Source organism: Bacillus cereus (assembly GCF_002577405.1).
Classification (GTDB): domain Bacteria; phylum Bacillota; class Bacilli; order Bacillales; family Bacillaceae_G; genus Bacillus_A; species Bacillus_A cereus_AU.
In genome coordinates this window covers 59,038-76,679 of sequence record NZ_NULR01000013.1, presented here as the reverse complement: position 1 = coordinate 76,679, position 17,642 = coordinate 59,038, and the positions used below count along the sequence as shown (strand labels likewise).

The window sequence follows — 17,642 nt, the reverse complement described above, 5'->3', positions numbered from 1 at the left end:
TTTTTAATTTCGAATCTATTTCCATGAAAATAAATAGAAATGTGGTGAGCTTTTATGAAAATAGTAAAGCTAAATAACTCTTTCATTTTTGATTTACTCGACCTTTGCAAATCTGTTGGATGGTTACAAAATAAAACCTTTATGAAAAAACAATTCGAAATGTACCTTTCTATCGGCACACTTCTCGGCTATTTTCACGAAAACAAACTAATTGCAACTGGAGGAGTATTTCCCTTTAAAAATAGCTTTTCCTCCATTGGTATGTTAATCGTACACCCTAATTTTCAAGGGAGGGGGATCGGACGGATTTTGCTAAATCGTTGTTTGGAACACACTCATCAAAATCAACCCGTTGTACTTATTGCGACAAAAGCTGGCGAGCCTCTATACACATCATGCGGATTTCAAACGGTAACAACGATTCATCGTTTTGAAAAACAAACTACTAAAACAAATACTTCTTACACACGACAAATAGAAGAAAAAGACCTTGTCTCTCTCACTTCTCTGGATCAAATTGCAATCGGTGCGAATCGCTCTCTACTTTATTCATTACTATTACCCAGAGCTGTACACTCTTTTAAAATTGAAAGAAACAATTGTATAGAAGCTTTTTCCTTCTGCATACAAAAAGATAATATATTATGTATCAATCCACTTATCGCAAAACAAGAGGAAGATGCTATTCAATTATTAAAAAAAATTTGCGAATGTTGGAACGGCACAGTACGAATTGATGTCCCACATTCACAATTTACATTTCGTAAATTTCTTCAAACGGACAATTTCCAAGAAACGCTCCTTTCACCTCTTATGATAAAAAATGGTAGCCAACTTCCTGGAAATCGTAATATGCTATTTGCTATGATAGATACAGCGTTATGTTAGAAAGGGGACACCTAATTGAAGCGATTTAGCTATTTTATGGTAGGTTGTCTTACTCTTACACTATTAGTAGGATGTAGTGCAGCAGAAAAGCCAGTAGAACAAGTAAAACAAGTTAAAAATACAATTAAAACGAAACTAACTACCGAGGAAAAAATGGTAGAAATAGATGGTCAAACCATTTACTTTAAAAAGATTGGTAATGAAAAACCACCTTTACTTATGATTCATGGATTTGGAGGATCATCAGATGGCTTCCAAAAGATTTACTCAGATTTAGCAAAAGATCATACGATTATTTCTGTTGATGCTTTAGGATTCGGGCGCTCATCAAAGCCGATGGATTTTTATTATTCTTTTCCAACTCACGCAAACTTGTATTATAAGTTAATGAAAAAACTCGGCTATGATTCATTCGCAATACTGGGGCATTCAATGGGCGGAGAAATTTCTCTTAATTTAACATATTTATACCCTGAAGCAGTTACCCACCTTATCTTAACTGATGCCACAGGCGGTCCTCATACACTAGTTAATAAAAAAGGTTCTCCGAAACCACAATTATCGACTGATTTAAATACTGTTTCTTCTGTTAAAGACTATGATGAGAGCCAAGTGAAGTTTAAGCGTGACGATGAAGAACATTACAACAAAATGAAATTATGGCCTAGACGTCTTCAAATCAATGCAAATGAAATCAAACAACCAACTTTAATTATATGGGGAAGAAATGATAGTAGCGTTTCTTGGAAAGAAGGGGAAACGTATCATCAATTCTTAAAAAATAGTACTTTCCATATTATCGAAAAAGGTTATCATGCACCATTTCGTCAAGAGCCACAAGAGTTTGTAGGATATGTAAAAGATTTCTTTAAAAACAATCCTATTCAATCTGAAAAATAATATAAACGGGTATCTCATTTTGAGATACCCGTTTTCATATATTAAGCAGCTTGCTTTTGACGTTTTGGCGTTTTTGATCCTAATACTTTCGGAATAATGAAGCCATCAATTCCAAATTTTCCAGCATTCATACCAGAAACAAGAACAAACATAGATAAGATAACCATTTCAGGGTTCACACCAATTGACCCACTAAACATATAGGAAAAGTTCATTAAAAGACCGAAAAAGACCGCTGTTTTTGTTAAACAGCCTACAATTAAACCAATTCCGACTAAAATTTCTCCCCATGTTACAAGTGTATTAAATAGATCAACATTTGGAATTGCGAAATCTTGTAAAAATGATGCCCACCAAGATTGGACAGCCGGTTGCGCTCCTTTAGATTTTTCAATTGCACCTTGTAAATAACCAGTTGCATCGAATCCTTTTCCTTGTAGTTTACCGATTCCAGCCATTACCCAGGTGTAACCAAGATACACTCGAATTATCGCTAATACAAAAGAAACTGCTTTGTTTTCTCTTAAAAATTGAATAACCATATCTTCCTCCTAAAGTTGTAATTAAGTCAGTTACAGATAATATAATAACATTAGTTACTTATTTTTCAAATGTTAATTATGAATAATTTGTGAAATGCTCATTAATCATTAAAAACTAACGTTTATATAGTAACTTTTATTAACTGTAAAAACTTGAACATATCATACCATAAATGATAATCATTTTCATTTAAGGAATTGTAAAAAAATTGTGTGCTAAATGTGAAACGTGTTTATTCTATATTTGAATAAACACGTTTCACACTACTTATATAGTCGAAATGTATGTGTCTTTTTATCAATTAATCTCGATTCTTGAAAAGCTTCTTCTAACGTTTTTTCATGTTTAATACTCCCTCATTAATCAGACTTTTACTGGATAAATTCATTTCATATATACCCGTTTCTTTCAAAAAATCTGATCTCGTTAAAACGACTTTCTGCAAGTATTGCCTATATGCTGTAATTGTTCCATCGTGAGAGACGATGCAAATTCTTTCAGCTCTTACCTCAAAACACCAGCTAACAAATTCATCTACTATTTGCTGAAGACTATTCTCTGAAATAATATTTATACCTTCCATCCATAACTGCTTATTTGCACTTTTCTCTAACGAAAAATGTGGAAATAACTTTGTTACCATTTCCTGATCTACTATGCGATCACATGGTAATGTTTTCGCTCCTTCTCGATAAGGAAAAATACGTGGAGATACATATGGATGGACGATTTTTTGACAACCAACTTTTGCACTCCATATTGCCGCGGTTTGCAGGGTTCGAAGTGTAGGGCTAACAATTAATATATCCGTTTCTTGTAACGGAACATCTCGTTGAAGTAATTTAGCCTGATTTCTCCCTTCCTCCGTCAACCGGGGATTCAACAATTGTAAACTTGAAGGTAAATTCTTTGTATGTTCCCCTTCTCCATGCCGAACAAAAACGAGTTTCATACCTCTTCCCCTCTCACTTTAAAATAAGCTCACGTATCTCTTCCCTATTTCATTCTTTATTCCTGCTACACGAACAACCTATATGTAAAAAACGTTTGACACACATAACTGGAAAACATTACAATTATGTGTGTCAAATACTTTTTACAATAAGAGGAGGATCACAAATATGAAATGGATTATCGCCTTTATCGGAATGATCATATGGGGATACATAAATGGATTTTTTAATAGCGATAAAACTGCTAATCCTTGGATTACAGATGATGAACGTGAAACAAAAATTAAAAATAAAGCAATTATCGCGAGTTGGTCTGGTGTTTTCATGTTTTGTATCATTAACCTCTTAAACAACTGGTTAGATTTAGGAGGTAATGAAAAATCACCTTTCTTACCTGATCCTGTCGCAACTATTTTAAAAGACAATGTAGAGTTACAAGTTTTACTCATGCTACTTATTATGTATGGACTATTTTACTTATACTATCGAAGAAAATTAAGCGCCTAACTTCTAACTCATGATTATCCTCCTAAATGGTTATAGTAACTATGAAGAAATGAAAGGAGAGATATACAAATGAGTAACTCAAATGACTTTTTAGATACACTACATGAAAGACAAGCAAAAGATGAACAAAATAGAAAACGTCAAGGGAACGGAAACCCGGCGAAGAAAAAGCCAAATAAAACACATAAATAACAATAAAAAACCTGNNCAGGTTTTTTATTGTTATTTCACCGAGATGACATTTTCCCAATTCCAGCTTTCATAATACCACTCTGGTACATCTATATTTTCAATCCACTTCTTTTCATGCTTTCCATCACTATGAGCTATCCATATATCAGCTTTTTTACGGTCTGAACGTATCCATATTAATTGATTATTCTTCTTCAAGAAGATGGGGTGGTAATCACCTTGCTTCTTAGATGGATTTATAATTTGATGTTGTTCATCGCTTGTACTATCGATTTCATATAAAGATGGTAGTGGTCTTTTTTCTGGTGGAGTTTCAATCCCTGCCTCTTTTGCACGTGAAACGATAATAACTTGATCATTCTTCCATGTGAAATCCCAATCGACATACCCTTTCGGTGTAAATGTATTCTGCTGGAGTGCTGGCAGTTCCTTTATTTTTAAATGTTTATTTTCTAATGCAACTCTCCCGCTTCCTTCAATATAGGCTAATATATTTTTTGATGGTGCCCATTGGAACCATTGTGTGTTTAATAACATTTGATCTACTTTTTCAAACCGACTGCCATCTGCTCGAATTAAACAAAGTGTATTACTATCAGCTGACCAAGAAGCTGTTGGCACCGCTAAAAACGAAATCCATTTTTGATCTGGTGACCACTTGAATCCACTTGCAACTAACGCTAAAAAATCATCATGTTCATTTGGTAATGCATATATATGTTTCATTTTATGCGGATTCATGTTTGCATCCTTTTGCACTTCATATAGCTGGGCTCCTGTCCATCCTGTTGGAAGCAAGTACGCTTCAGAAGAAACAAAAAACCTCTGTCCGTCTGGATACCAAGCATAATCCCCTACACCATTGGATACATTTTCAAAAGTGGCATTCTTTTTTTCTACATCATATGTACTTAATGTACCTGTGAATATAAATGCAATTATATTCTCTTTTGGTGACCATTGATAATTCGATGTTTCTGAGTGAAACGGTGTAACTTTCTTTCCATTTTTCAATCGATACAATTCCAATTGATTTTGTTTCTCACCTTTCGCATATGCAAGCCACTCTCCATCATAAGACCACTTTGGCCCTGTTATGTACTCTCCTTTTGTAAGTTGTTTTTCTTTCCCATCAACTTTAATCCAAAGGTCATGATGACGAATAAAAGCAATTTTCGCTTCATTATTTTCTGCGCTAGTAATAGTGATGGAACATAAAAACATGAGTAACACTGCGCTGCCACTTACTATAAGCCTTTTCATAACACTCCTCCATTTCCCACATAGCATTCCTCACTTCCCGCCTACAATATGTGAAAAATCCCCATTCGACATAATCAGAAAAAATTTCCCAAGAAATTTTCAATCCAAAGAGGATTGGTATGAATTATGTCGAAAATATATTTTAGCTAACATCCGATTTTATAATTCTGAATAAAAATGTAAGATTATTTTTCGGAATATTGGCACTTTTTATTAGGGGGAGTTTCAATGAAAAAAACGACATCTACACTATTAAGTATGGCGCTCGTCTTTTCAAGTTTTGGAGCTTTAAGCGCCCATGCTGAATCACTGCAAAAAGAGAAGCAATTTAGTCCACAGTTAAAAACGAATATTGAACAATGGGGAGAAAACAAAATCGCGCAAAGTGTTGAAACAAAAACATCAAAAGAAATTTCAGTCATTGTAGAATTGCAACATGCTCCTCTTGCTGCGCAAAGTAATATTCAGCATGCACCCGATTTACAAAATAATAATGCGCAGTCTTATCATGCACAACTTAAAAAGGCACAAGAAGATACGACTAAGAAAATAAAAGAAAAAGCACCTGGTGCAAAAATTAAAGAAGTTTATAATACTTTATTTTCTGGATTCTCTATTTCAGTTCCTGGAGATCAAATTACCGCTCTTGCTTCTTTACCTGAAGTAAAAGCAGTCTATCCGAACTTAACATATAAATTGCATGAAACATCAAAAAGTGCTACTAACGAAGAAGCACCAAACATCGGCGGACCGACAATTGGTGCACCTGAAGCATGGAATTTAAAAGATCCGTCTGGCAAACCTCTTGATGGAAAAGGTATGAAAGTAGCGATTATCGATTCTGGCGTAGACTATACACATCCTGACTTAAAAGCAAATTATATCGGTGGATATGACACAGTCGATGAAGATAACGATCCGATGGATGGTAACGTACATGGTACTCATGTAGCTGGAATTGTTGCCGGTAACGGAAAAATTAAAGGCGTTGCTCCAAATGCTTCCATTTTAGCCTATCGTGTAATGAATGATGGCGGGACTGGTACAACAGAAGATATTATTCAAGGTATTGAACGAGCAATTCAAGACGGTGCTGACGTTTTAAATTTATCTCTTGGGCAAAGTTTAAATACACCTGATCAACCTGTAACATTAACGCTTGAGCGTGCGGCAAAGCTTGGAGTTACTGCAGTTGTTTCAAATGGAAATGATGGACCACACCCTTGGTCTGTTGATGCACCTGGTAATGCAAGTAGTGTTATATCAGTTGGAGCATCTACCGTTTCTATCCCGTTCCCAACATTCCAAGTAGCCGGTTCTAGCAAAACATATCAAGGGTTACCATTATCAAAATCTGATTTCCCAATAGGAAATGATTCCCCTCTTGTATATGTTGGGTATGGTTCGCCAAGTGATTATGCAAAACAAGATGTAAAAGGAAAATTCGCCCTTGTCCTACAAGGAACTTCTAGTACGCTAGTAAAAGCAGAACAAGCGAAGCAAGCAGGCGCCCTCGGTGTACTATTAATTTCTACTGAAAAAGAGATTAATATTATGCCTGAATACTTTACACGTGAAAATCTAGCCCTTCCAGTTATGCAATTATCAAATGCAAATGGTGAAGAGTTGAAAAACTTAATTACTAAGCGCACGAAAAATATAAAAATCGGACAACCAGTTCCAACTGAATTAATTGGTAACTTTAGTTCCAGAGGACCTTCACAAGGAAGTTGGCTTATTAAACCTGATATCGTTGCACCAGGAGTACAAATTACTAGTACAGTACCGAGAGGTGGCTATGAATCCCATAATGGGACAAGTATGGCTGCGCCTCAAGTAGCTGGAGCGGTTGCCCTCTTGCGTCAAATGCATCCTGATTGGACGACAGAGCAATTAAAAGCATCCCTTGCCAATACCGCAAAGACTTTAAAAGATGTGAATGAGAATACATATCCTATTATGACACAAGGATCTGGTTTGATTAACATCCCAAAAGCAGCTCAAACAGATGTATTGGTGAAACCTAACAATATCAGTTTTGGTCTTATTAAACCAAACAGTGGAAAAATAAAACTGACACAAAATATTACGTTACAAAATCTTTCTAATAAAAAGAAAAGCTTTTCAACTCGTGTAGAATTACTAGATGCAAATACAAATACAAAAGTAAAAACTTCTGTACCTTCATCGATTAGCGTACAGCCGAATAGTAGTACCGAAAAACCATTTACTATCACTGTCGATAGTTCATTGCCTCAAGGTGTATATACTGGAAATGTGTATGTAAAAGAACAAGGAACGAAGGAAGAAACTCGCATTCCATTTACATTTAGCATCGATCCTAAAGATTACAAACGTATAGATGGACTTGAAATTATTAATTCTACGTTTAGTCCAAATGGTGACCAAATATTAGACGATAATCTCATCAACTACTATTTAGTTGCACCTGTGGATGATGTAACATTGCATGCAAATTTAGTTACAAAAGAACGTGTAACATACCAAGGGGTTATCCATCAAGCTAAAAATGAAACTCCTGGATACAAACCTTTCAAATGGAATGGTACAAAAGCAGATGGTACTCCGTTAGCTGATGGTCTATACCAAATCGAAGCAGTTGCCTCTAATTCTGGTGGGGAAACAAAACAAACAGCTGCTGTATTTCTTGATAGAACTGCACCTAAGTTAACATACGAAGTTGACCAAGAAAACCTTGTGATCACAGGAAAAGTGGACGATATTCTACTAGATTGGATGTCAGAGTCTGGTTGGATAGCACCTGGTATTCCAGTGAGCATGCAATATGAAATCAACGGAAATGGTGTATGGGAAAGTGCATTCCTAAATCCTTGGGAGAAAAATTACGGCATTTATTTCGATCGTAGTCAATTACAAGAAGGAAAGAATACAATTCATATTGTAGCAACTGATGCAGCAGGAAATACATCTAAGTTAAATGTTGATTTGGAAGTGAAATAAAGTAGTACCCCCATTCTTCTGCCCCTATCGGATGTTCCGATAGGGGATTTTTCTATTTCTCACGTAACAAATATTAAATAATTCAGAATTTTATGATAAAATTATAAGCGCTTACAATTTTAAAAGTGGCTGGTACAAGCTATACAAAACCGATATTCAATTTTATAGAAAAAAGGAGGATGTCTAAATGACAAAGAAAACAGAAATTCCATCGCATTTAAAACCATTCGTATCCACACAACATTATGATCAATACACACCGGTGAATCACGCTGTTTGGCGTTACATCATGAGACAAAATCATAGTTTTTTAAAAGACGTTGCTCATCCAGCCTATGTGAATGGACTACAATCATCTGGTATTAATATAGATGCAATTCCAAAGGTAGAAGAAATGAATAAATGTTTAGCACCAAACGGCTGGGGAGCTGTAACGATTGACGGACTTATTCCCGGCGTAGCATTCTTTGATTTTCAAGGTCACGGATTATTACCAATTGCAACAGATATTCGCAAAGTAGAAAATATCGAGTATACACCGGCTCCTGATATCGTTCATGAAGCTGCAGGACACGCACCGATCTTACTTGATCCTACATATGCAAAATATGTGAAACGATTTGGACAAATTGGAGCGAAAGCTTTCTCTACAAAAGAAGAACATGATGCGTTTGAAGCTGTTCGTACATTAACGATCGTAAAAGAAAGCCCAACTTCTACACCTGAAGAAGTTGCAGCCGCTGAAAATGCTGTAATTGAAAAGCAAAACTTAGTTTCTGGTTTATCAGAAGCTGAACAAATTTCACGTCTTTTCTGGTGGACGGTAGAATATGGATTAATCGGAAATATGGACAATCCAAAAATCTACGGTGCTGGTCTGCTTTCCTCTGTCGGCGAAAGCAAACATTGCTTAACAGATGCTGTAGAAAAGGTTCCATTTTCCATCGAATCATGTACAGGGACAACTTATGACGTAACAAAAATGCAACCACAACTATTTGTTTGTGAATCGTTTGAGGAATTAACAGCAGCACTTGAGAAGTTCTCTGAAACGATGGCCTTTAAAACAGGTGGTAAAGAAGGATTAGAAAAAGCGATTCGCTCTGAAAACCATGCAACAGCCGAGCTAAATAGCGGATTACAAATTACAGGTACATTTACAGAGACGATTAAAAATGATATTGGTGAAGTCATTTACATGAGAACAAGCTCACCAACAGCATTAGCAATTCACAATAAACAGCTAGCGAATCATTCTACATCTGTACACAGTGACGGCTTTGGAACACCAATTGGATTACTCACTGAAAATATTGCATTAGAAAATTGTACAGACGAACAACTACAATCATTAGGAATTGCAATTGGAAATATTGCAGAGTTTACTTTTGCAAGTGGTATTCATGTAAAAGGAACAGTAACAGATATTGTAAAGAATGATAATAAGGTTGCTCTTATCTCATTTATAGATTGTACAGTTACTCATCAAGATCGTTTATTATTTGACGCTTCATGGGGAGCATTTGATATGGCGGTTGGTTCAACAATCACTTCCGTATTCCCAGGTGCAGCAGATGCAGCATCGTTTTTCCCAGCGGATGAGGAAATAGAAGAAACTCCAACACCTCTTACATTAACTGAACTAGATCGTATGTATCAAACAGTTCGCGATATTCGTAATGAAGGTATTTTACACGACGCTCATGTCGATCAATTAGCAGCTATTCAAGAAGTATTAAATAAATTTCATCCGAAAGAATGGCTACTTCGCCTTGAAATTTTAGAATTGCTTTTAGAACATAACAAAGGTCACGAAACATCTGCAGCATTATTACAACAACTGTCTACTTTCACAACGGACGAAGCTGTAACACGCCTTATTAACAATGGTCTTGCATTACTGAAGGTAAAGGATGTGAAAAATGATGCAACGATTAACTGAAGAACAAGTTCAAGAGGAATTATTGAAGTTAGATAAATGGATGGTAAAAGATGAAAAATGGATTGAACGAAAATACATGTTTTCCGACTACTTAAAAGGAGTCGAATTTGTCTCTGAAGCCGCCAAACTATCAGAAGAACATAATCACCACCCATTTATCCTTATACAGTATAAGGCAGTTATTATTACTTTGTCATCTTGGAATGCAAAAGGTTTAACGAAACTAGATTTTGAGCTCGCTAAGCAATTTGACCAACTATTTTTACAAAATGAAAAAGCAATTATAAGAAAGTAAAAAAGGAGGAGCCTTTTTAGGCTTCTCCTTTTATTTTGAAATGTATACAGTGTCCAAATGGATCTTTGGCCTGTAATACTCCGTCTTTGTACGTAGCAATCTTGCCAATATTTTTTAAGCTTTCACATACTTGCTCTTTTTGTTTTTCATCCGCTAGTACAATTGTGAAATATTTCAAACCAACGGAATTTGGCATTTGCGGTAGTATCCCTTCACCTTGCCATGTATTTAAGCCAATATGGTGATGATAACCACCTGCGGATACGAACAGCGCTCCATTACGAGCTGGGATTGTTACATCAAAACCAAGACCATCAACATAGAAACGTTTCGCTTCTTCTAAGTCAGCTACATGTAAATGAATATGTCCCATCACAGTACCCGCCGGGAACCCATTCCATACACTTCCTTGCTGCAATAATTCTTCACCAGCTAACGGTTTACTAACAAATGGTAGCTCTCCATTCCCATCACGCCAAACTTCTTTTTGGCGATCATGATAAATTTCAATCCCATTTCCATCTGGATCAGCTAAATAAAGAGCTTCACTAAAGTAATGATCGGCTCCACCGTGCAGTGGATATACCATCTCTACAAGGTGACGAAGAATGTTCGCTAAGTCTTGTCTATTTGGTAATAAAATTGCGTAATGATATAACCCTGTTCTTCCTCTTTGTTTCGGAAAAGCTTCTTTCTTCTCTTCAATGATAAGGAGTGGTTCATCATTTTCATTCCCAAATGTAACGACTGCTTCCTCTTCTTTTAGCACTTTCATGCTTAGTACTTCCGTATAAAAATCTAGTGATTTCTTTATATTTGATACGTATAAATGAACAACACCAAGTGTTGTTTCGGGATGAAGTTGAAAGCTCATCTTGTTATACCCCCATTTAAATTAGTTCTTCTTTGACATTTTCTCTTTTAAGAAATTATCTACAAAACCATCAGCTTTCGCAACAAATAAGTATGCACCCATTGCTAATAGTGCAAGTTCTAACTCAAATCCAGGATTTTTTCCGTCTCCTAACAAGCCAGCTGACCATTTTACTTTTACAATCGCTCCGACCATAACAAGTGCAAATAATAATCCAATATATCTTACACCTAAACCTAAAATTAACAATAGACCTCCAACTAATTCAACAGTTGCTACACCGTATGCAAGTCCTCCTGGTAAACCAATGCTTGTAAACCACCCTGCAATATTGTCAATTCCCGATTGGAATTTTGTTAAACCGTGCATAAAGAATGTTACTCCTAACACGATGCGAATAATTAAGTTACCGATATGTTGATTCATTTCTTTCTCTCCTTTATAGTTTTCTTATACAAAACTTTTATTTACATTACAAAACATACACTAATTTTTTTTATTCGTCAATTCATTTTTTATGAGAAAAAATATATTTTTTTTGCTATGATACAAATAGTTGTTTACAAAAAGGAGCTTGATTTTATGAATATCGGTTCTGCAATTCGTGAAATTCGTCAACGTAAAGGTATTACGATTGCCCAAATTTGTGAAGGCACAGGTCTTTCTAAAGGATTTATGAGTCAGGTTGAAAACAATAAAACCTCACCATCTATCTCAACTTTAGAAACGATCTCTCATTTTTTAAATGTTCCCCTTCCCTATTTATTGTTAGAACAAAAAGACCGTTTAAAAATTGTTAAAAAAGAAGAACGTAAATACAGTGTGTATGGACAAGATGAACAAAGAATTGAACATGTCGCTGAACAAGGTGGCCTTCGCCTAAATCTCGTAGAAATTCCTGCTGGATTTCCGAAAGAAAACTCACCGAATGCTCATGAAGGAGAAGAGTGCCATCTTGTATTACGCGGAAAACTAGAAGTTCAACATGGAGAAGACATTGCAATTGTTGGAGAAGGTGATTCTTTTTCCTGGAATGCGTGCGTTCCTCATATTGTTCGTAATATAGGGGAAGAATCTGCATTATTACTTATCTCTAGTCATGCAGAAAATCGAAAACGCGTTTACTAAATAAAGAAAGAAGCCTGATTTAGAGGCTTCTTTTTTTGACTGATTGGAAAGTAGTTGTTGGTGAAGAGGCAGCTTATGGTAGTATAAGTGCAGAGGCTACATTTGGATTGATGAATGAACTCAATGTGAGTTTGGAGTTGAAAAAGGTTAAATATCTTTATTTTTTATTAGGGGGTTAAAAATGTTGTCTTTGGATGTATTTAAGAAGATTTTAATGATTTTTTGTGCTATTGCTGTTCCATCTAGTTTATTAGCTATATGGTTTGGAGCAGAGGCTACATTTAAAGAAAAAATTATTTTATCTTTTGTATTTGGTGTAGTAATGCCGTTATTTACTTTTATATTTTATAAGATTGTTTCGTTTTTTTTAAAGAAATCTCACTCTTCGAAGAGATATTAATTTTATAATTATCAAGAGGAATGTTTAATTATGGTATATATATATATACCATAATTAGTTATAGGACAGGATTTATTACCAATTGGTTCAGTGGTTCTTGTTAAAGAGGTGAACCAACCTCTTATGATTTATGATAAAAAGCAACAACAAGTAAGTGAAGATAAAATGTGGGATTATGTGTCTTGTCCATATCTTCATAGAAATTTGCCTGAAGAATATAATATGTTTTTAATCATAATCAAATTGAAAGTTTATTTTTTAAAGATTTTGAAAAAGTTGAAGAATTGGAGTTAAAAGATAAATTATCACAATTTTAATGAAAAGGTAGATTAATTATATGTTTTTAGGATTCTCTCTATCAGATATAATTCCAGCTCATTCTACAATTATTTGGAATCGCCGTACCCGTTTTGTTCATACAAATATTTTCGAAGAAATTTTTGATGAGATGGTGGGAGGACGTACGCTGATGGCAGATTCTACACATATTAAGGCGAACGCCAAAGAACTACATGGCTATCGGTATGCTCCATTTCGAAGGCTGAAGTCTGTCCAAATACAGGCTTACCTCAACGTTGCTTGTCAAAACATGAAAAAATAGCCCTCCATCTAACCCAAAAGGGGTTGGTGGAGGGCTATCTTTCTAAATTCTATTATTTTATGTTTTTTCTTTTGCTAAAATCAAAAAAGATTCCAGAGTGTTGGAAAAGAAGCCTGATTTACAGGCTTCTTTTTTATCCCCTTATAATCCCGTAACTTGTCCCCACTAGCACAGTCTTTTCATGTTGATTTCGATAAACTGACTCAATTGAAACTTTTTTATATCCTTCCATTTGTTCAATATTTGTTAAAGTTAATTCACAAGTGATCGTATCTCCTGTAAAAACTGGTCTAATAAACTCACTTACTAATTCTCTTGCTATGTAATGTAACTCTTCGCCTACTTTCGTCCCAATGCTAGCAGTCAATAAACCATGAACCATTAATTGTCCATTCTCATCATATTCCATATGATGTCTACCTTTATCTCCTGTAATATTTGCAAATTCGAAAACTTCCTCCTCGGTAAATCTTCTTTCATATTTAAATACATCTCCAACTTTAATACTCATTTTTATCCCCCTAATAATAAACAGAATTTTCTTTCATTTTATCATAAAATGAGTCTGAATTCATTTTCTATTACAAAAAGAATTAGAGATACTAATAACTGTAATTTTTCTTTACTTTTCGCTCATTTATCGATGACCATCCCTTTTTGCAACTTGGTATCCATAGTACGCACATGTTCCATTTCTTGATAACTCTCTCACTTCAAAACCACAACTTTTATAAAAATCAAAATTGTTAGCAGATGTATGTGCAAACCAGTCACCATGCGGCAGCTTTTGTAAACAAAGAGCGACTAGTTTCTTACCCAATCCCTTCCCTCTATACTCACACTTCACAACTAAATTTACTATGTTTGCGACCATAATTTGATCAGAAATGACTCTAACCATAGCGATCATCTCTTCTTCATCCCAAATTGTAAAAGCCCATGTTGAATTTTCAAATGCTATCGTGAATTTCTCAATTTGCCAAGAAGGGATATTATGATTGCTCCAACCAGCATCTTCAAACAAAGCTTTAATTGCATATGCTGGTACACCACTCGTTCCCTCACGAATAATCAATCCATTATGATAAATGTACATTTAATCCCCCCTTTATTTTTATATACCATTCTTCAAAAGATTCAATTTACCTTTTAAAAAGTATTTTTTCATCCAACTCGCTTAATGGAATAAACGAGAACATCCATCCCATGAAATGAAGTTGTTTTCTCATAACTGAGCCCTGTTTTTCGAGCAACAAATATCGAGGCGGGATGATTCGGGTTAATAAGAGAAATTAACTTATTCATTTGTAATGCTTGGAAACCGTAGTCTCGAAATGCTGCCGCTGCTTCTTTTGCATATCCTTTTCCCCAATACTGCGGGAGTAACCAATACCCAATTTCAATTTCCTCTTTTCCATCTATATTCTGCTTTACTAATCCTGCATGACCAATTCGTATTCCCGTTTCCTTTTCAATCATTACAAATAAACCAAGGCCATTTTTATAATTAGGAAGCACCCACTCCTCCAAGCTTTTTTTACATTGCATATATGTTTTTAACGTTCCATTTCCAATATAACGCATTACCTTCTCATTCCCCCATAACGAAGCGTAGAACTGTAAATCATCTATTGTATATTTACGAAATTGCAAGCGATCTGTATGGAACATTTTTAAACTCCTTCCCACCATTTTGTTCTTTATTACACGATCATATTTTGTATGTATAATAAATGTTACTCTCTATTATAAATGAACCAGCATAAAAATACAGAATATTCACTCTTTATAGAAATAAAAAAGCAGTAGACAAATATTGTCTACTGCATCCATATCATAACTAGCATAAAGAAAACTACAATTGAGGGGGTGTAGGATTTTCAAATATACTAGATACTTATCCCGTTCTAACGGGCGGTAAACTTTTCAATTATATTAAAGTGAAAAGTTTACCGCACATAAGAACTTCCTTCGTTCATTAAGAAAGCGCCGCTAAGTAATCATATACACGCTTAGATTCTTCTCCACCCATTCTTGCATGCTGAAGGAGAGAAATGCCGTGAGGGCCAGATGCATGCAATGCTTCTGGTTGTGCTACTAAAATCGCTTGTACAACTTCTAGCTCTCCAAGCATAGCTGCTGCAAAAATATCCATTCGAGCACCCTTTTCCAGTAAATAAAGAGCAATGTCTTTACGGCCCACATGTGCCGATGCCCCTAACGCACTTTCCCAATCTGATCCACCCCAATTATAAGAGGCATGAAGTAAGCTTGGTGATTCAGCCAACAGTTCCTGTACTTTTTCTAAATTCCCGTGAGCCGCCATAACAAATTCTCTTACTAATTCAGTGGTAATACGCTCTTCTGTTTGCATCTCGCTTCTCCTTTTTTAGAAATTCGTTTCGGTGTAAAAAATGGCTTGTCGCTTCCCTGAAAAATATCAACTTCTATGCCAAATACGTGTTGAAACATTTGATGACATAAAACTTCTTCTGGTACACCATCATACTGAATCTGCCCTCGCTTTAATACGAGTAAACGATCGCTATATTGAGCTGCTTGGTTAATGTCATGTAAAACCATTATAATTGTCATACCAAACTCTTCGTTTAATCGTTTTACAAGTTCCATTACTTCTAACTGGTGAACGATATCCAAAAAGGTTGTTGGTTCATCTAGCAATAAGACATTTGTACGTTGTGCTAGCGTCATTGCAATCCAAGCCCGTTGTCTTTCTCCTCCTGACAAAGACTGTAAAAGACGATATTCATACCCTGCAAGATTTGTAACAGACAATGCCCAATCAACAATTTCTTCATCTTCTTTATTTAAGCGACCGCTCCATGATTTGTGGGGACCTCTTCCAAATTCAATTAATTCTTTCACTGTTAAATCTAATTGGTGATCATGCATTTGTGGTAACATTGCTAATTGCTTCGCTACATCAGCACTCTTCATCGTATGAATATTTTTTCCATCTAAAATGATCTCTCCTTCGCTTTGTTTAAGTAGTCTTGCCATTAAACGAAGCAAAGTAGATTTCCCAGATCCATTCGGTCCAATTAAACTAACGACTTCTCCAGCTTTAATATGTACATTCATATTTTGCATTTGAAATCTTTCGGAATGTGCGTAAAACACTTTTTCAACGGAAATCACTTTGTTTTCCTCCTCTATGAATTAAATATAAGAAGAACGGACCACCTAAGAAGGATAATAAAATACCAACAGGCAATTCGATTGGATCGAACCAACTTCGAGCTATCGCATCCGCGAAAACAAGTAATATCCCGCCGGCAAGGCATGATAATGGAAGTAAATATTTATAGTCATTTCCGACTAATAAACGTAGCATATGCGGTACAACAAGACCAACAAACCCAATAAGTCCAGAAACACTAACTGCTATTCCAGCTAATAATGTGCTTACTACGATTAAATAAAATCGGCTTTTTTCCACGTTATGACCTAATAACTTCGCCATCTCATCTCCAAGCATTAATACTCGGATATGCTTAATACCAAAGAAGGCTAATATAATAGCGAATATTGCATAATAAATAATCATGTTTAAATGTGCCCAGCTTACACCACCAATGCCACCAGCTAACCACGGTAATACGGATTGTACTTTATCACTATGTAGTAACATTAATGCTGAAGTTGCTGCACCAATTAATGCATTGATTGACACACCTACTAAGACGATTCTTGAAGGCGGTGCCCCTTTTTGCCATGATAAAGCATAAATGACCATCGCTGTGATGAAAGCTCCTAAAAACGCCCCTAGCGGTAAAAAAGCCATATGCTGAGGAAATAAGATCATAATTACAATTGCTACAAGACCCGCTCCAGATGAAACCCCGATAATACCAGGGTCTGCGAGAGGGTTTCTCATAACCCCTTGCAGTAATGCACCAGATGCAGCTAAACATGTTCCTACTATAAACCCAACAAGTACTCTCGGTATACGAAGATCCCATACAATTCGATGAACTGTCGAACTTTCATCTTGCATCCCTACCAGAATATCTCGTAAAGAAAAGGATAAACTTCCTGCGAAAAGACCGTAAAAAAGACTTAGAATCGTTAATATAACTAAAGTAACTGCTATGATCCATCTTTTTTTCGCAAAAGGATGTTCCTTTTCTCTTACTACTTCACTACTCTCCAT

21 protein-coding genes and 3 pseudogenes are annotated in these 17,642 nt (G+C 35.5%); 12 read left to right on the top strand and 12 right to left on the bottom strand.

All coding sequences use genetic code 11. The features are described from left to right. Positions 1–54: 54 nt before the first annotated feature. Positions 55–888 carry a GNAT family N-acetyltransferase gene (locus COC96_RS16130; RefSeq protein ID WP_098769054.1) on the top strand — a complete coding sequence of 278 codons (834 nt, stop codon included), beginning with the start codon at positions 55–57 and terminating at the stop codon, positions 886–888. A 15-nt stretch (positions 889–903) separates the two neighbouring features. Next, on the top strand, positions 904–1,788 hold the full coding sequence (locus COC96_RS16125; RefSeq protein WP_098769053.1) for an alpha/beta fold hydrolase: 885 nt from the start codon (positions 904–906) through the stop codon (positions 1,786–1,788). A 41-nt stretch (positions 1,789–1,829) separates the two neighbouring features. Here COC96_RS16125 and COC96_RS16120 read toward each other — a convergent pair whose 3' ends face one another. The 3 genes and pseudogenes from COC96_RS16120 to COC96_RS16110 all read right to left on the bottom strand — a co-directional run bounded on the left by COC96_RS16120 (position 1,830) and on the right by COC96_RS16110 (position 3,283). Next, positions 1,830–2,330: a DoxX family protein gene (locus COC96_RS16120; RefSeq protein WP_098769052.1), complete on the bottom strand. Its 501-nt coding sequence runs from the start codon at positions 2,328–2,330 to the stop codon at positions 1,830–1,832. A 264-nt stretch (positions 2,331–2,594) separates the two neighbouring features. After that, positions 2,595–2,687 (bottom strand): annotated as a pseudogene (locus COC96_RS16115) (delta-aminolevulinic acid dehydratase); the annotation flags it as partial. Further along, a complete protein-coding gene (locus COC96_RS16110) occupies positions 2,660–3,283 on the bottom strand; it encodes a histidine phosphatase family protein (RefSeq protein ID WP_098769051.1) in 624 nt (207 codons plus the stop codon). The gene COC96_RS16110 and the pseudogene COC96_RS16115, both read right to left, overlap by 28 nt. Positions 3,284–3,452: 169 nt before the next feature. Between COC96_RS16110 and COC96_RS16105 the strand changes: the two genes are divergently transcribed. Both COC96_RS16105 and COC96_RS16100 read left to right on the top strand, forming a co-directional pair. Continuing rightward, the gene (locus tag COC96_RS16105) at positions 3,453–3,791 is read left to right on the top strand and encodes a phosphoglycerate mutase (protein WP_098268160.1); all 339 of its coding nucleotides are present in this window, start codon (positions 3,453–3,455) and stop codon (positions 3,789–3,791) included. Between the two features lie 69 nt (positions 3,792–3,860). Further along, the gene (locus COC96_RS16100) at positions 3,861–3,983 is read left to right on the top strand and encodes a DUF4023 domain-containing protein (RefSeq protein WP_088230853.1); all 123 of its coding nucleotides are present in this window, start codon (positions 3,861–3,863) and stop codon (positions 3,981–3,983) included. A 30-nt stretch (positions 3,984–4,013) separates the two neighbouring features. Here COC96_RS16100 and COC96_RS16095 read toward each other — a convergent pair whose 3' ends face one another. Then, positions 4,014–5,246, bottom strand: coding sequence for a TolB family protein (locus tag COC96_RS16095; protein WP_098268161.1), 1,233 nt, complete (start codon positions 5,244–5,246; stop codon positions 4,014–4,016). A gap of 228 nt (positions 5,247–5,474) precedes the next feature. On the opposite strand from COC96_RS16095, the gene COC96_RS16090 reads away from it, so the two are divergent. The 3 genes from COC96_RS16090 to COC96_RS16080 all read left to right on the top strand — a co-directional run bounded on the left by COC96_RS16090 (position 5,475) and on the right by COC96_RS16080 (position 10,465). Further along, entirely contained in the window at positions 5,475–8,228 is a 2,754-nt protein-coding gene (locus COC96_RS16090) for a S8 family serine peptidase (protein ID WP_098769050.1), read from the top strand. Between the two features lie 187 nt (positions 8,229–8,415). Then, a complete protein-coding gene (locus tag COC96_RS16085) occupies positions 8,416–10,170 on the top strand; it encodes an aromatic amino acid hydroxylase (RefSeq protein ID WP_098769049.1) in 1,755 nt (584 codons plus the stop codon). Next, positions 10,151–10,465 carry a 4a-hydroxytetrahydrobiopterin dehydratase gene (locus tag COC96_RS16080; RefSeq protein ID WP_098268164.1) on the top strand — a complete coding sequence of 105 codons (315 nt, stop codon included), beginning with the start codon at positions 10,151–10,153 and terminating at the stop codon, positions 10,463–10,465. Before COC96_RS16085 ends, COC96_RS16080 begins: the two co-directional genes overlap by 20 nt. Positions 10,466–10,481: 16 nt before the next feature. Here the strand turns inward: COC96_RS16080 and COC96_RS16075 are convergent, their stop codons facing one another. Then, positions 10,482–11,339: a VOC family protein gene (locus COC96_RS16075; RefSeq protein WP_098769048.1), complete on the bottom strand. Its 858-nt coding sequence runs from the start codon at positions 11,337–11,339 to the stop codon at positions 10,482–10,484. Between the two features lie 21 nt (positions 11,340–11,360). Beyond that, positions 11,361–11,765, bottom strand: a complete 405-nt coding sequence (locus COC96_RS16070; RefSeq protein WP_001071557.1) for a DoxX family protein — start codon at positions 11,763–11,765, stop codon at positions 11,361–11,363. A 156-nt stretch (positions 11,766–11,921) separates the two neighbouring features. Between COC96_RS16070 and COC96_RS16065 the strand changes: the two genes are divergently transcribed. The 5 genes and pseudogenes from COC96_RS16065 to COC96_RS16050 all read left to right on the top strand — a co-directional run. Further along, complete coding sequence (locus COC96_RS16065) at positions 11,922–12,467, top strand: helix-turn-helix domain-containing protein (RefSeq protein WP_097905228.1); 546 nt, start codon at positions 11,922–11,924, stop codon at positions 12,465–12,467. Between the two features lie 35 nt (positions 12,468–12,502). Continuing rightward, entirely contained in the window at positions 12,503–12,646 is a 144-nt protein-coding gene (locus COC96_RS27595) for a hypothetical protein (protein ID WP_176538815.1), read from the top strand. Between the two features lie 2 nt (positions 12,647–12,648). Then, positions 12,649–12,867: a hypothetical protein gene (locus COC96_RS16060; protein WP_098268166.1), complete on the top strand. Its 219-nt coding sequence runs from the start codon at positions 12,649–12,651 to the stop codon at positions 12,865–12,867. A gap of 123 nt (positions 12,868–12,990) precedes the next feature. Further along, positions 12,991–13,184, top strand: a pseudogene (locus COC96_RS16055) (DUF4176 domain-containing protein). A 23-nt stretch (positions 13,185–13,207) separates the two neighbouring features. Continuing rightward, positions 13,208–13,390 (top strand): annotated as a pseudogene (locus COC96_RS16050) (IS5/IS1182 family transposase); the annotation flags it as partial. A gap of 211 nt (positions 13,391–13,601) precedes the next feature. Here the strand turns inward: COC96_RS16050 and COC96_RS16045 are convergent. From COC96_RS16045 to COC96_RS16020, 6 genes are all read right to left on the bottom strand, one after another. Then, positions 13,602–13,979: a MaoC/PaaZ C-terminal domain-containing protein gene (locus tag COC96_RS16045; protein WP_098268167.1), complete on the bottom strand. Its 378-nt coding sequence runs from the start codon at positions 13,977–13,979 to the stop codon at positions 13,602–13,604. Between the two features lie 126 nt (positions 13,980–14,105). Beyond that, on the bottom strand, positions 14,106–14,564 hold the full coding sequence (locus COC96_RS16040) for a GNAT family N-acetyltransferase (RefSeq protein WP_097905226.1): 459 nt from the start codon (positions 14,562–14,564) through the stop codon (positions 14,106–14,108). A 68-nt stretch (positions 14,565–14,632) separates the two neighbouring features. Then, a complete protein-coding gene (locus COC96_RS16035; RefSeq protein ID WP_098268168.1) occupies positions 14,633–15,160 on the bottom strand; it encodes a GNAT family N-acetyltransferase in 528 nt (175 codons plus the stop codon). Positions 15,161–15,446: 286 nt separating this feature from the next. Then, positions 15,447–15,842: an ankyrin repeat domain-containing protein gene (locus tag COC96_RS16030; RefSeq protein WP_098268169.1), complete on the bottom strand. Its 396-nt coding sequence runs from the start codon at positions 15,840–15,842 to the stop codon at positions 15,447–15,449. After that, on the bottom strand, positions 15,809–16,627 hold the full coding sequence (locus COC96_RS16025; protein WP_098268170.1) for an ABC transporter ATP-binding protein: 819 nt from the start codon (positions 16,625–16,627) through the stop codon (positions 15,809–15,811). The genes COC96_RS16030 and COC96_RS16025 overlap by 34 nt, the downstream gene beginning before the upstream one ends. After that, positions 16,614–17,642 (bottom strand): FecCD family ABC transporter permease, encoded by a 1,029-nt coding sequence (locus COC96_RS16020; protein WP_142340011.1) that lies wholly within the window; start codon positions 17,640–17,642, stop codon positions 16,614–16,616. Before COC96_RS16020 ends, COC96_RS16025 begins: the two co-directional genes overlap by 14 nt.